The organism is Bradyrhizobium sp. 2S1 (assembly GCF_011516625.5).
In the GTDB taxonomy this organism is placed as follows: Bacteria; Pseudomonadota; Alphaproteobacteria; order Rhizobiales; family Xanthobacteraceae; genus Bradyrhizobium; species Bradyrhizobium septentrionale.
Window position 1 is genome coordinate 3,373,649 of the sequence record NZ_CP147717.1, and the last position, 12,801, is coordinate 3,386,449.

Consider the following 12,801-nt stretch of genomic DNA (forward strand, 5'->3'; position numbering starts at 1 on the left):
TCCTTTGACATTGTGACCTCGCGACAAACCATTCCGCGAGATCTTCCTAGCCGACCAGATCACCCCTCAGCGCGTGGTCTCCGCATGACGCTCACGAGAACCCCGCCTTGGCCGCGGCGGCCTCGCGGGACAGTGTCAATCGGTAGGTCATGTACAGCCTCATCTGGTGGTCGGTGATGTCAAGGCCAGGCAAGGCATCGATTCCCTCTTGTCGAGACGAATCAACAGCTTGCACCAGCCGCACCCGGCCGCCAGACGGGTCCAAAAACGCGCGACGCCGATGGGGACGGACCGAAGGGAGGGCGCAGCCCTCCCTTCGGTCCGTCCCCATCGGCGCAGTCTCACCTTGATTGTCGCTGGCGTCTCACCCTGATCGCCGCCGCGCAGACATGCCTTGCGAGCCGCTTGCCACGCGGGACCGGGCGGTAAGGTGGCGTCGTTGTCACTGATCAATCGTGTGTCCTTTCCAGTTTTCGCGAAAAAATCCATCGGACTTGCGCGCGCTGAAGCGGACGCAGGTTCTCGTGGGGTGGCGGGGCGAAAGAGCGCGCGAAGCTCGCCTCTTCCCCATTAGTGAGGGTAGAAAACGGTCATGTAGTTGTGGCCACTTAGAAAAAGGTCCATTTGCGGCACATTTTACCGTTGGACTTAGGAAACGTTCAGAGCCCGCTCGCACCCGAGCAGCAACACGGCGCTTTACTGGTTGATTTTGAAATCTGCTGCGCGCGGATTGCAGAAAGGGGGACCCGTTAATCATGGGACCCGTTGCACGCATGTCCGTCAGCGAAGGTGTTGTTTGGTGCGCCACGACCTGCGATAGAAGCGTTGGACAGGGGGGCTAATTGAGATGAGAGTTATTGCGGCGTTAGCGTTGGCGCTTGTGTTGGGCGCGTGCGCACGAGGGCAGGCGGTGCGGACTTCCGCCAACACGATGATCGTTCAAACTTCAGCGGCGGCGGTCTGTGGTGGCACAGGTGCGCTTGCGGCGTCTCAGCGCCTCGCTGCAATCGAAACCATCCGCGCGGGATACGACCGCTACATCATCACGAGTGGTGAGGCACAGAACAACGTGCGCGTCACGCAACTACCCGGCACCTACAACACCGAGGGCACCTACGGGCGCGGCGTGATGCAGGCGACCACCACATACCAGCCCGGTCCGACCATCGTCTCTGGCTCACATGACCAAGGTCTTGCTGTCGTGATGTTCCACGAAGGTGAGCCGGGAGCGCAACAGGCCGTGGGTGCCCGGGAGGTCCTAGGGTCTGGGTGGGAAGAGAAGGTCAAGAAAGGCGTGAACTTTTGCTTCTGACCTGAAAGAACGAGAGTTACGTCGTGAAGGGAAAGCCATGAAAGAGAACTACGACAACTCACTGATGGACTACGCCAATTACGACGGAGGCGTGGAGCGCAATCTACCCTGTGTCTTTCGGATTGATGACAAGGAGGTGTTCTTCTCGTTTCGCGAGGACGGCGAGCAGTCTTTTCGAGGGCGGGCCACTAAAGACGGGCACTACGCGCTCGTCAACACCACCGGCGACAGCGCTCGTCTCACGCTGCATCGCACGCCTGGCTCCGCCACGATCGAGGGGTACTACGTGTATCCGGGCATCACCGAGGGCCTCCTTCGCATCCATTTGGAGAAAGCGTAGCGCTCGGAGCCGTCCCGATGCTGACAGGCTACTAACCCGTCTTATTCGTCAGAGTGCGCCTGAGAGGCTGGCGAGCGTGGTGTAAAGCGCTGATGCGGCGTAGGATTCGGTTGCAAAGCCAACCCCATCACCTCAACCGCGAACGCCAGGCCCGCCATGACCGATGATACGATTCTGCCCTTCTCGTTTCCAGCCGTTCACGCCAAGAAAGTCACAGCTGCCTTCGATGGCGGTCGGCTGACCTCGAACGGGGGCGTGATGCTTCTGGCGATGGCCGAGCGGCGTCTCGGCTTGGCCGACAATTTGGCCCGGGTGTTCCCGGATCGGCGCGATCCGACGCGGGTCGTGCACAGCCTTGTCGATATGTTCCGCGCGCGCATGTTCGCGATCTGTTGCGGCTACGAGGACGCCGACGACCTCGATCATCTGCGGTCCGATCCCGCATTCAAGCTGGCCTGCGGACGGCTGCCGGACACGGGTCGCGATCTGTGTTCCCAACCGACGCTGTCGCGGCTGGAGAATGCTCCGCGCCTGCGCGACGTGATCCGACTGACCTACACTTTGGTCGACGCATGGATGGATAGCTACCCGCGCGAGCCGGCATCCGTCACGCTCGACATCGATGATACCTGCGATGTCGTCCACGGCCATCAGCAGCTCTCGCTGTTCAACGCTCATTATGACGAACGCTGCTTCCTGCCGATCCACGTCTACGACACGGAGAAGAGCCGGCCCGTGGCGGTCGTGCTGCGGCCCGGCAAGACGCCGGGCGGCGTCGAGGTGCGTGCCCACCTGCGCCGCCTGATACGGCATATCCGGACGCGGTGGCACAACACGCGAATCACGTTCCGTGGCGACGGGCACTATGCCCGGCCGGAGGCAATGGCGTGGTGCGAGACCAACGGCATCGACTACATCTTCGGTCTGTCCGGCACCAAGCCGCTCGCCAGAAAAGTCGACGAGGCCGCCGACGACATCCGCACGCGACGCGCCATCGAGAACCTGCCGGTTCTGCGCGGCTATACCGAGACGCGCCACAAGGCAAAGTCCTGGGATCGCGAACGGCGTACCGTCGCCCGTATTGAGGCGACGATGCTCGGCCTCGACATCCGTTTCGTCGTCACCAGCCTCGATGTCGGTTCGGCCGAGTGGATCTACGACAGCCTGTATTGCGCGCGCGGCCAAGCCGAGAATCTGATCAAGCTGCATAAGACACAGCTCGCCTCCGATCGCACCAGCTGCCGTTCGGCGCTCGCCAATCAAGTCCGCCTCGTTCTCCACACCGCCGCTTATTGGCTGATGCTGACCGTGCGCGACGCGATTCCCAAAGCCCGGGAATTGGCCACAGCCGAGTTCGCGACGCTGCGTCTTCGTCTCTTGAAACTCGCTGCCCGTGTCGTCGAGACCACGAGCCGCATTCGCCTTGCGTTTGCCGCGGCATGTCCCGAAGCCGACCTGATCCGCGGCTTGCCAGGCGCGCTGCTGCCGCTCGGTCCTTGACCGGCGGGGCGTCCGCCCCCCGTTCGCCCAACCTACACCTCAAGCGCGTTGCAAAGTACCGGTCGTCAGGCGGTGAAAAGCCGAAGGCAATCCCGCGCGCCTCGTCAGAGCAGATGTGCGGCCACATCAATCGGACTAAAAAAAGCACTCTCACGAATAGGACGGGCTAACGGCATACACAACCCCGGTGCCGTGGAAGTCCTCGCCGTTCCAGAACCGAGATGTACCCGCCTCGTAATCTACCTTGACTATCGATTTTCCCTCGTCATCTGTCTCAGCGCGTTCGATTGGATCGGGTCTATCTTTGGCCGTGTGCTTCATTTCATTCTCCACTCTGTTGACAACGCGGCATTCACTTGCCGCATCGTCCATTTACAAGTCTTGAAATGGCCTCCTGCCGACCGCTCCATCATTTGGCGGACGGAAGCTGCGCTTCACGCGCGCCTAAGAGCTGACAGACCCGTTGCGCAAATATTCCGGATTGCTCAACTTCCCTTATCAGTCGGTCAATTGGTCGCCGCTCGCGCCTTTACGTCATGAGAGAGAAAAACGGGCGCGGAACGCGGGGCTTGCGTCAGCGCAGCTAAGTATCTTGCGTCGATCCGCTCATTCTAAATCTTCGTTGAAGCTATCGAGTCTATCAAATTCCTTCCAGTCGGGTTCGGTCGCTTCCTTCAATCTCCCTACTACACCCCCGAGGATGTTTTCGTCCCAACGTACTAGGTTTTCCAGAACACAACTTCTGACGGTGCTGGTTGTCACCTCGCCATCGCTGCCGATCAAGTCTTCAATAATTTGGTCTTCCAGGTTACGCAGTGCGAACACTGTGTGCCAAACATACTTGAGGTCTTGACTGTCACTAAAGTGTTTGATCACCGCTTTGCTGATTCCGCTCGATGTCGCCCACCGTTCCGGAATGATCTCGCCCACCGTTCCGATTTGATGTCGCCCACCATTCCGAGATGATCTCGCCCACCATTCCGGGATGATGTCGCCCGGGGTGACGAGGCCTCTTCTGGCTCCGATACGGTCCCGCCTTTCGGCTTTGCGAAGGGGGACCTGGATGCCGACGGAGAGGCTTGCGATGCGCCATGTGCGCGAAGTGATCAGATTGAAGTCGGCTGGGATGCCGACCCGCGAGATTGCGCGGCGGTTGGGGACGGCGCCTTCGACGGTGCGGTTGACGATCCGCCGTTTTGAGGCGGCGGGGCTGAGCTGGCCGTTGTCTGACGACATCACCGACACTGATCTGGAGGCCCGGCTGTTCGCCAGCGCCGGTGCGGGTTCCGGCACGCGGCGGGGCCATCGCCGGCAGGCGGAGCCGGACTGGGCGGCGGTGCACCGCGAACTCCGGCGCAAGCATGTGACGCTGTCGATCCTGTGGGAGGAGTACATCGCAAGCGAGCCCGGCGGGTATCGCTATTCGCGTTTCTGCGAGCTCTACCGCGCCTGGGAAGGCCGGCTGTCGGTGACGATGCGCCAGTCGCATGCGGCCGGCGACAAGCTGTTCGTCGATTATGCCGGTGACGGCGTGCCGGTCGTGATCGACCGGCTCAGCGGCGAGCGGCGCGCCGCGCAGATCTTCGTCGCGGTGCTCGGCGCTTCCAGCTTCACCTACGCGCAGGCGACCTGGACGCAGGGGGTCGCCGATTGGATCAACGGCCACGTCGGCGCCTTCGAGGCGATCAACGGCGTGCCGGCGCTGCTGGTGCCGGACAACACCAAAGTCGCGGTGATCAAGGCCTGCCTCTACGATCCACAGATCAACCGCAGCTACGCCGACATGGCGGCGCATTACGGCTCGGCCATTCTGCCGGCCAGGCCGCGACGACCACGAGACAAGGCAAAGGTCGAGCAGGCGGTCCTCATGGTCGAGCGCTGGCTGCTCGGGCGGCTGCGCCACCGCACCTTCCACAGCCTCGCCGAGGTCAATGCGGCGATCGCCGAGTTGCTCACCCGGCTCAACGAGGAGCGGCCGATCCGGCGGCTCGGCGTCACCCGCCGCAAGCTATTGGAGGAGATCGACCGGCCGGCGCTCAAGGCCTTGCCGGAGAACCCTTACGTGTTCGCCGAGTGGCGGATCTGCCGGGTCAGCATCGATTATCACGTCGAGGTCGAGGCGCATTATTACAGCGTTCCGCATCGCTTCGTCCGCGCCGAGGTGGAGGTGCGCTTCACGGCTCGCACCGTCGAGATCTTCCACAAGGGTGAGCGGATCGCCGCGCATCAGCGCATGAGCGGCAACCACAAGCACACGACCGTGCCGGAGCACATGGCGTCCAGTCATCGGCGCTACGCTGGCTGGACCATCGAGCGCATCCGTAAGGACGCAGCCTCGATCGGGCCGGCCACCGCGGCGCTGTGTGACCTGATCCTCGACGAGCGCGCGCATCCAGAACAGGGCTTCCGCGCCTGTCTCGGCATCATCCGGCTCGCCCGATCCTACGGGCACGAGCGGCTCGATGCCGCCGCCATGCGGGCGATCGATATCGGCGCGCGCACCTACGGCTCGGTCAAGTCGATTCTCGCCAACAATCTCGATCGGCGTCCTTCACCCAAGCGCTCCGCGGACGACGCGCCGATCCTTCATCCCAACATCCGCGGGCCGCGCTACTACAATTAGGAGATCACGTCTTGCTCACGCATCCGACCCTCGATCAACTCTACGCGCTCGGCCTTCACGGCATGGCCAAGGCCTTCGCCGACATCGAAGCCGGCGGCGAGGCCGCAAGCCTCGGCCACGCCGAATGGCTTGCGCTGCGGCTCGAACGCGAAGCGTCATTGCGACGCGACAAGCGGCTGTCGAAGCGGCTGCAATACGCCAAGCTGCGCCAGGAGGCCTGCGTCGAAGACATCGACTACCGCACCCCACGCGGCCTCGACCGCAGCCTGCTGACGATGCTGGTCGAAGGCCGCTGGATCGATGACCACGCCAACCTGCTGATCTGCGGGGCCCTCCGGCGTCGGCAAAAGCTGGCTCGCCTCAGCGCTCGGCAACAAGGCCTGCCGCGACAATCGCTCCGTGCTCTACCAGCGCGTCCCGCGGCTGTTCACCGATCTCGCTTTGGCGCGCGGCGACGGCCGCCACTCCCGCCTGCTGCGCGCGCTTGGCCGCGTCGATCTCCTCATCTTCGACGACTGGGGCCTCGAGCCGCTTGACGCCGCGGCCCGCCACGACCTCCTGGAGATCCTCGAGGACCGCTACGGCCGCCGCTCCACCATCGTCACCAGCCAGCTCCCGGTCGATCAATGGCACGCGCTGATCGGCGAGCCGATGACTTCATGATGCCTCCTTCTTCGAATGCTTGGTGCGTCGTACCCGATTGCGCAGCTGACTGATTTGTTCGTCTGAGAGCTCGATCTGCCATGGCTGACCTTTGGCTAACTGACGACCTGCCAGCAATCCGCGCGCAAGATAATCGAAAACTGTTTGCGGGGTTAATCCAAGCTCAGCCGCTGCCCCCTGAATCGAGAAGCTGCCGTCGGGCCAGCGCCTGGGATTCTTGTCCACGCCGTTGATCTTGACGGTGGGAATGCCCCAGCGGGTGCGCAACAGCCAGACATTCTCGCCTTTGAAGGCGCAGCCTCGGGCCGCGACGAAGCCTTCTTGATTGAGTATTGCCGCGATCTCGGCATCCATTTTTTGTTCAGCATTCAGCTCGACGATCCGTTGCCGCAACCGATCAATGTCGATGTAATTGCGGTAGGTGTGAACGCGCCGTTGCACGTGATGCTCGCTGGTTGCACCGGTCTGCCAGACGATCTTGAGCCACACCTGACCTCGGGTCCGCTTCTGATCAAGAACGACTTCGCGGATCACAAATCGCAGAATGCGCTTGCGATCGGCTGCCGACGTGGTGGCCGCGTTCCAAATCCGCGGCAGGTTCTCGCCGAGCGCTTGTAGCCCTGCGCATTCCGCCGGGCCAATCAGAAGCGGCTCTTGCCCGCGCCAACGCGCATGCTCCTGCTCGACCGCCTCTGCGACACGCAGCCTCTCTTCCCAAGCCCGCTCAAGTGAGCGCGCCACAAGACGGTTCTCGGGCTCTACGGCGTCATACTGGCGCCGAGCGCGCTCGGCCTCGTAGCGGGCGCGCTCCACGCGAAGCGCCCACTGGCGCTCGAGCTGACGGCTCTCCTGCTCCAGTTGGCCCGCGGCTGCGAGTGCGATCTCAATCTGATCCGGCACCAGGGCGTCGAGGACTACCCGTTGGACCAAGGCATCAACCGCTAAGGCCCGGACTTCCTGGCACAGTGCACTGCCTTCCTGATCCCGATCCGACCGGCAGCAATAGACCGGATAGTCGGCATTCGGGCCCGTGTAGCGCATGCTCATGCGCCGTCCACAACGACCGCAGACCGCAATTCCTTGTAACAGGGCTGCCCCCTTGCGTGGCACGCCAGCGTGTCCTGCCTCAAAGTGGGCGACGTTATCTGCCAGTCGCCGCTGGTTGGCCATGAACTCCTCCCAGCTGATATAACCCGGGTGAGCAGAGCGGAGGCAAACCGCCCAGTCGGCGATCGCCACCTTGACCGTTCCCGTCAGCGATCCCGGCCGGCATCGGCTCGGATCCTTTTGCCGTCGGCCATAAACGTACGCCCCAGCATAGGCCGGATTTTGAAGGAAGAGCTGGCTCCGCAAATTCGGACAGTAGCTTGAGTGGATTTTCTGCCTGACAGCGGCGAGGATTCTTGCCGCGAATCAGGAGCGAAGATGACGAAGAAGAGCCGCCGGATGCATTCTCCGGCATTCAAGGCGAAGGTTGCTTTGGCTGCGGTCAAAGGCGACAAGACGCTGGCGGAGCTGGCGCAACTGTTTGATGTTCATCCGAACCAGATCACGATCTGGAAAAACCAGCTCCTGGAAGGCGCCGCCGGCGTGTTTGGGCATGACAAGGCGTCGGCCGAGACGCCGGTCGATTTGAAGGCGTTACATGCCAAGATCGGCGAGCTGGCGTTGGAAAACGATTTTTTGTCCGGCGCGCTCACCAAGGCGGGCCTGCTGAGCGCAAAGCGATGATCGACCGCGGTCATGATCTTTCTATCGTGCGCCAGGCGAAGGTCCTGAAGCTGGCTCGCAGCACGGTCTACTATGAACCTCGGCCAGTTTCGGCCGAGGACCTTGCCTTGATGCGTCGGCTCGATGAGCTGCATCTCGATTATCCCTTCGCGGGAGCGCGTATGCAGCGATCGTTGCTGCGGCGGGAGGGCGTATACGCCGGTCGCCGCCACATCGCGACGCTGATGAAGCGCATGGGGATCGAGGCGGTCTATCGTCGCCCGAACACGAGTAAGCCGGCACCGGGTCACAAGATCTACCCGTACCTGTTGCGCGGATTGAAGATCGAGCGGCCCGACCAGGCGTGGGCAATGGACATCACCTACATTCCGATGCGGCGTGGCTTCGTCTATCTCGCGGCGGTCGTCGATGTGTTCAGCCGACGGGTCCTGGCCCATCGCGTCTCGATCACAATGGAGGCGGCCTTCTGCGTCGAAGCGGTCCAGGAGGCGTTGGCGAAGCACGGCAGGCCCGAGATTTTCAACACGGACCAGGGCAGCCAGTTCACCAGCCTCGAGTTCACCGATGTGCTGCTGGACGCGAAGATCGCCATCAGCATGGACGGCAAGGGCGCCTGGCGCGACAACGTGTTTGTCGAGCGGCTCTGGCGCACGGTCAAATACGAAGAAGTTTATCTCCGCGCCTACGACAGCGTGTCCGAGGCGCGAGCGTCAATTGCCAAGTATCTGGCCTTCTACAATCAGGGACGCCCTCACTCGAGCCTTGACGGGCGCACGCCCGACGAGGCTTACTTCGGCACGCAAGCTATGGTGATGGCCGCATGACCGTCGCCGACGATTTTGTCGTCGCTCTGGTCGGGCTACGCCCTCCCGACGCAACGACAAAATCGTAAGGCCCCGCGTTCAGCATAACCCGGCAGGAATCCACTTAAATCCCGCGGGGCGCTGTCCAAACAACCGGCGCCAGCTCTGGACGCTAAGGACGCGTGCACTATCTGGCGCCCGCCAGACGATCTCATGTGGAGATGGTCCAAGCAGCGGTCGAACCGGCAAGGACAGTCCGTTCCTGTCCAAGTAACGCATCACACGGCGGGCGCTTTGCAATTCCTGGAATTTGGCAAAAACGAGATGAAGACGGGCCTGCACCTCCTCATCAGGATTGAGAATAATTGTGCCGGCGCGATCATAGGCGAGCCCGGCTGGCAGGGGCAGCCGCAGTTCGCCCCGCGCCGCCTTCTGGCGTTCCCCTTGGTGAAGGCGCATCCGAAGCTGATGCAACTCCGCCTCGCTCATGATGCCGGACAAGCCCAACAGCAGGCGGTCGTGGTAGGCGCGCGGATCGTAAAGCCGCTCGCCATCCGCAATGAGCACACCGAACACCGAGCACAGTTCGAGCAACTGATGCCAGTCCCGGTTGTTGCGGGCCAAGCGCGAAGCGTCGAGGCTCACCACAAGACCGGCGTTGCCAAGGCCGATCTCGGCAATGAGCTTCTGGAAGCCATGACGATCCACACCGCCAGCACCGGATTTGCCCAGATCCTCGTCAATGACCTGGACGCGCTCCGGCGGCCAGCCCAGACCGATGGCGCGATCGACGAGGCGGTACTGCAGCTCCGTGCTCTCCTGATGCTGGCGCACCTGGTTCACGGATGACTGCCGTACGTAGACATAGGCCAACTTGGCTCGGTGCGCAGTCGTGAGCCGCTCGTCAGCGACGTTCAAGCTGATCAGCACGACCCAGTCCCCTTCCGGGCGTGCCGGGAACCGCTTGCATCCGCCGGAGCAGCGTGGCGAGGATTTGAGCGATCTGGGTTTGCGTCGCGGTCGACAGATTCGGCCACAGGCGCGGAATGTCGTCCGTCGGACGGCCGGGTGGATTTGCCAACGTCGGCATGGGTCGATACGCAACGCGACCTGGAAGCGGTCGCGTGGGTCATCGCGAATCACCTTCTCGTCAAGAAGGCTCAGACTCGCGCTCAAATGTTGCATCAATGGGATCAGCGTACGTGCGCTGATGCGCGGCAGATCGGCGGCGTTCGGACCAGAAGTTATTGTCTCGGCAAGATCGGTCGACGCGATGCGAACCGCCCGCGGCCGGCCGTCCGGCAGCGCGACAACGACATAGGCGGGACCGCGCCCCGACCGCTCCTTCAGCACCTCAACCCGGTGCCCAAAAAGAAAATGATGCGGGTCAGTGATCGTAACGTGAGACACGACCCGCTCGAGAATAGGGGTACTTCGACGTGTTCGGTGATCCCACCTACGCCGACGCCGTCCTCGACCGCCTGGTCCATAACGCCCACCGGATCGATCTGAACGGCGAAAGCATGCGGCGAACCCGCAAACCCGACCGAAAGGCCTGAGCCTGTGGCGCTGTGGACATGCCGCTACGCTTGGACAACGCAAGAGCGTTGCCCACATGCCCACAGGAGGAGCAACAGAAAAAACCAACCCGTCGAACCGCGATTCAAGATTGACCACGCGGCTTCGCCGATGCCAGAAACCAGACAGCCAGAACGCCTCGCGCCCCGGGCGACATCAAATCGGAATGGTGGGCGAGATCATCTCGGAATCCTGGGCGAGATCAAATCGGTACACCCGGGCGAGATCATCGGAATCCGCAAGCTTCTCTTCCCGGTAGAGCCGGAACAGCTTCTTGTGGTTGATCACATAGCCCTCCCGCTTGAGCAGAACGTGGAGGCGCCGACCACCTTCCGCGATACGCCAAGTTCTCGGCAGATCGCCTTGATCGGACGACCATCAACAAAGTAGGCGCGACGGATCTTACCAATCGTCTCCACCACCAGCATCCCAACCTCGGCTTCCATGACTCGATGGAAGCCACTGTGGACCCTTATCCCGGGGGCCCGATTGGATGCCGATCACCCCGAAAACGGGGTCCTTATTCCATGCCGAAACACAAATATCGGGGTCGAACTCGATGGCATCGAACAGGACAGGTTTGTCATCGATCAGGACGATGTTGCCCAGATGCGTATCGCCGTGGCACCGCCGGATCTGGCCCGCGGCTGCGCGGCGTCGCAAGAGATCACGATTTTGCTCAAACGCCCGGCGGCTCAATTCGTGCGGCGTATCGACGCTGGCGCGGCAAATTGGCCGCGAAACTGCTCCGTGTTGCGGTCGATGATGACGGGCAATGAGGCCAGCCAGTTCGATCCATCGCCAAGGGGCGCGCCACGATGTGAGTCGAGCAAGGCAGCGGCCAGCGCTTCGCCGAGGTCTGGCGTAGCCCTGTGCGGCAGATGGTCGAGTGTCCTGGTTTCGTCGAAGCGGGCCATTTCGACGGCCCACTCGACGACAATTCCGCGCCCGCCGATCGCAAGACCGTCGCTTTCGCGGGTGATTGGAACGACCTTCCGATAGATGGCAGGCGCGTGCGGCCTGTTGACGGCAATCTCTGCCTCGCAGGCGCGCCGCCGGTTCTCCAGTGTCGAGAAATCGAGATAGGGCAGCTTAACCGCACGCTTGATCTTGAGCACGCGGTCAGGCCCGAGGAAGACGATCGAGCAATGGGTATCGACCCTCTGCACCGCAGCGTCGGGCGATCTGCCGAGAAAAGCGAGCACGGCGGCCTGATCGTCCGCGATGGATGGCGGTTCCGTCATCATGGCTTCAAGACAGCGGCGCCCACGAGGCGGCCATCGCGCAGCCGCGACAAGGCCTCGTTGGCCTGCTCCAGGGGAAACACGGTCACATGCGTTTCGATCCCGACCTTTGCCGCGACCTTGAGAAAATCGACGCCGTCCTGACGGGTCAGGTTGGCAACCGAGACGATCTGCCGTTCGCCCCAGAGAATGCTGTAGGGAAAGCTCGGGATGTCCGTCATGTGAATGCCGGCGCAGACCACGCGTCCGCCCTTGCGCAGCGCGCGGAGTGCCAGCGGCACCAGTGGGCCGATCGGCGCGTAGATGATCGCGGCATCGAGCTCGACCGGCGGCCGGTCCTCGGATGCGCCGGCCCAGCATGCGCCGAGCGACAGCGCCATCTGCTGCGCGTCGGTGTCGCCGGCGCGCGTGAAGGCGTAGACCTCGTGTCCCTGCCAGCGCGCCACTTGCGCAATGATATGCCCCGCCGCGCCGAAGCCGTAGATGCCGAGCCTGCGACCGTCGCCGGCCATCACCAGGGACCGCCAGCCGATCAGGCCGGCGCACAGCAGCGGCGCGAGCTCGCTGTCCTCATCGTCTTCGCCGAGTGGAAAGCAGTAACGCGCATCTGCCACGAGATGACTGGCGAAGCCGCCATCCCGCGTATAGCCGGTGAATTTTGGCGCATCGCAGAGATTTTCCATGTCGTCCCGGCAATACGCACATCGGCCGCAGGTCGAGCCGAGCCAGGGAACGCCGACCCGCGCACCGAGGCGCAGGTCACCGACGCCGTCGCCGATTGCATCGATCAGGCCGACGACCTCATGACCGGGAACGATGGGGTAGGCGATCCCGGGCAAGTCGCCATCGACGACATGAAGATCGGTGCGGCAAACGCCGCAGGCGCTGATCCTGACGCGAACCTCGCCGGGACCGGGCACCGGATCCGGGCGTTCTACGCGTTGCAACGAGGCGCCGCGTGCGGGCAGGATCATGGCGTACATGCGCAAAACTCACAGGACGATTGC

Annotated in this window: 14 protein-coding genes and 2 pseudogenes; 7 read left to right on the forward strand and 9 right to left on the reverse strand. The window is 62.7% G+C overall.

What is annotated here, in order from left to right:
• Positions 1 to 910 precede the first annotated feature (910 nt).
• From HAP54_RS15925 to HAP54_RS15935, 3 genes are all read left to right on the forward strand, one after another.
• Positions 911 to 1,312 (forward strand): hypothetical protein, encoded by a 402-nt coding sequence (locus HAP54_RS15925; protein WP_224741918.1) that lies wholly within the window; start codon positions 911 to 913, stop codon positions 1,310 to 1,312.
• A gap of 37 nt (positions 1,313 to 1,349) precedes the next feature.
• Positions 1,350 to 1,652 carry a hypothetical protein gene (locus HAP54_RS15930; protein ID WP_166301520.1) on the forward strand — a complete coding sequence of 101 codons (303 nt, stop codon included), beginning with the start codon at positions 1,350 to 1,352 and terminating at the stop codon, positions 1,650 to 1,652.
• 156 nt (positions 1,653 to 1,808) lie between these two features.
• Positions 1,809 to 3,152, forward strand: coding sequence for an IS1380-like element ISBdi2 family transposase (locus HAP54_RS15935; RefSeq protein ID WP_166297949.1), 1,344 nt, complete (start codon positions 1,809 to 1,811; stop codon positions 3,150 to 3,152).
• Positions 3,153 to 3,302: 150 nt separating this feature from the next.
• Here HAP54_RS15935 and HAP54_RS15940 read toward each other — a convergent pair whose 3' ends face one another.
• Both HAP54_RS15940 and HAP54_RS15945 read right to left on the reverse strand, forming a co-directional pair.
• Complete coding sequence (locus HAP54_RS15940) at positions 3,303 to 3,524, reverse strand: hypothetical protein (RefSeq protein WP_166301523.1); 222 nt, start codon at positions 3,522 to 3,524, stop codon at positions 3,303 to 3,305.
• A 234-nt stretch (positions 3,525 to 3,758) separates the two neighbouring features.
• Positions 3,759 to 4,388 carry a hypothetical protein gene (locus tag HAP54_RS15945; RefSeq protein ID WP_224742088.1) on the reverse strand — a complete coding sequence of 210 codons (630 nt, stop codon included), beginning with the start codon at positions 4,386 to 4,388 and terminating at the stop codon, positions 3,759 to 3,761.
• Here HAP54_RS15945 and istA point away from each other — a divergent pair.
• Positions 4,279 to 5,775 (forward strand): IS21 family transposase, encoded by a 1,497-nt coding sequence (istA, locus tag HAP54_RS15950; RefSeq protein ID WP_224742069.1) that lies wholly within the window; start codon positions 4,279 to 4,281, stop codon positions 5,773 to 5,775. The two genes, HAP54_RS15945 and istA, sit on opposite strands and share 110 nt — an antisense overlap.
• Here the strand turns inward: istA and HAP54_RS15955 are convergent.
• The gene (locus HAP54_RS15955; RefSeq protein WP_312022856.1) at positions 5,772 to 5,894 is read right to left on the reverse strand and encodes a hypothetical protein; all 123 of its coding nucleotides are present in this window, start codon (positions 5,892 to 5,894) and stop codon (positions 5,772 to 5,774) included. The two genes, istA and HAP54_RS15955, sit on opposite strands and share 4 nt — an antisense overlap.
• Between HAP54_RS15955 and HAP54_RS15960 the strand changes: the two are divergent.
• Positions 5,838 to 6,426: pseudogene (locus tag HAP54_RS15960) on the forward strand (ATP-binding protein); the annotation flags it as partial. The gene HAP54_RS15955 and the pseudogene HAP54_RS15960 sit on opposite strands and share 57 nt — an antisense overlap.
• 6 nt (positions 6,427 to 6,432) lie before the next feature.
• Here HAP54_RS15960 and HAP54_RS15965 read toward each other — a convergent pair.
• The gene (locus HAP54_RS15965) at positions 6,433 to 7,791 is read right to left on the reverse strand and encodes a recombinase zinc beta ribbon domain-containing protein (protein ID WP_175619434.1); all 1,359 of its coding nucleotides are present in this window, start codon (positions 7,789 to 7,791) and stop codon (positions 6,433 to 6,435) included.
• Positions 7,792 to 7,863: 72 nt separating this feature from the next.
• Here HAP54_RS15965 and HAP54_RS15970 point away from each other — a divergent pair.
• Positions 7,864 to 8,993 (forward strand): IS3-like element ISRj2 family transposase gene (locus HAP54_RS15970; RefSeq protein WP_166204126.1). Its coding sequence is split into 2 segments (ribosomal slippage): positions 7,864 to 8,116 and positions 8,116 to 8,993, totalling 1,131 coding nucleotides; the frame shifts between segments, so codons are not numbered across the junction.
• A gap of 78 nt (positions 8,994 to 9,071) precedes the next feature.
• Here HAP54_RS15970 and HAP54_RS15975 read toward each other — a convergent pair.
• Positions 9,072 to 10,382 carry a recombinase family protein gene (locus HAP54_RS15975; protein ID WP_224741917.1) on the reverse strand — a complete coding sequence of 437 codons (1,311 nt, stop codon included), beginning with the start codon at positions 10,380 to 10,382 and terminating at the stop codon, positions 9,072 to 9,074.
• 32 nt (positions 10,383 to 10,414) lie between these two features.
• Here HAP54_RS15975 and HAP54_RS15980 point away from each other — a divergent pair.
• A pseudogene (locus HAP54_RS15980) lies at positions 10,415 to 10,531 on the forward strand (ATP-binding protein); the annotation flags it as partial.
• Positions 10,532 to 10,706: 175 nt separating this feature from the next.
• Here the strand turns inward: HAP54_RS15980 and HAP54_RS15985 are convergent.
• From HAP54_RS15985 to HAP54_RS16000, 4 genes are all read right to left on the reverse strand, one after another.
• On the reverse strand, positions 10,707 to 10,838 hold the full coding sequence (locus HAP54_RS15985) for a hypothetical protein (RefSeq protein WP_312022833.1): 132 nt from the start codon (positions 10,836 to 10,838) through the stop codon (positions 10,707 to 10,709).
• Positions 10,835 to 10,978, reverse strand: coding sequence for a hypothetical protein (locus HAP54_RS15990; RefSeq protein ID WP_166293481.1), 144 nt, complete (start codon positions 10,976 to 10,978; stop codon positions 10,835 to 10,837). Before HAP54_RS15990 ends, HAP54_RS15985 begins: the two co-directional genes overlap by 4 nt.
• A gap of 267 nt (positions 10,979 to 11,245) precedes the next feature.
• The gene (locus tag HAP54_RS15995) at positions 11,246 to 11,794 is read right to left on the reverse strand and encodes a hypothetical protein (RefSeq protein WP_248114495.1); all 549 of its coding nucleotides are present in this window, start codon (positions 11,792 to 11,794) and stop codon (positions 11,246 to 11,248) included.
• Positions 11,794 to 12,777, reverse strand: coding sequence for a zinc-dependent alcohol dehydrogenase family protein (locus HAP54_RS16000; RefSeq protein ID WP_166301529.1), 984 nt, complete (start codon positions 12,775 to 12,777; stop codon positions 11,794 to 11,796). The genes HAP54_RS15995 and HAP54_RS16000 overlap by 1 nt, the downstream gene beginning before the upstream one ends.
• Between the last annotated feature and the right edge of the window lie 24 nt (positions 12,778 to 12,801).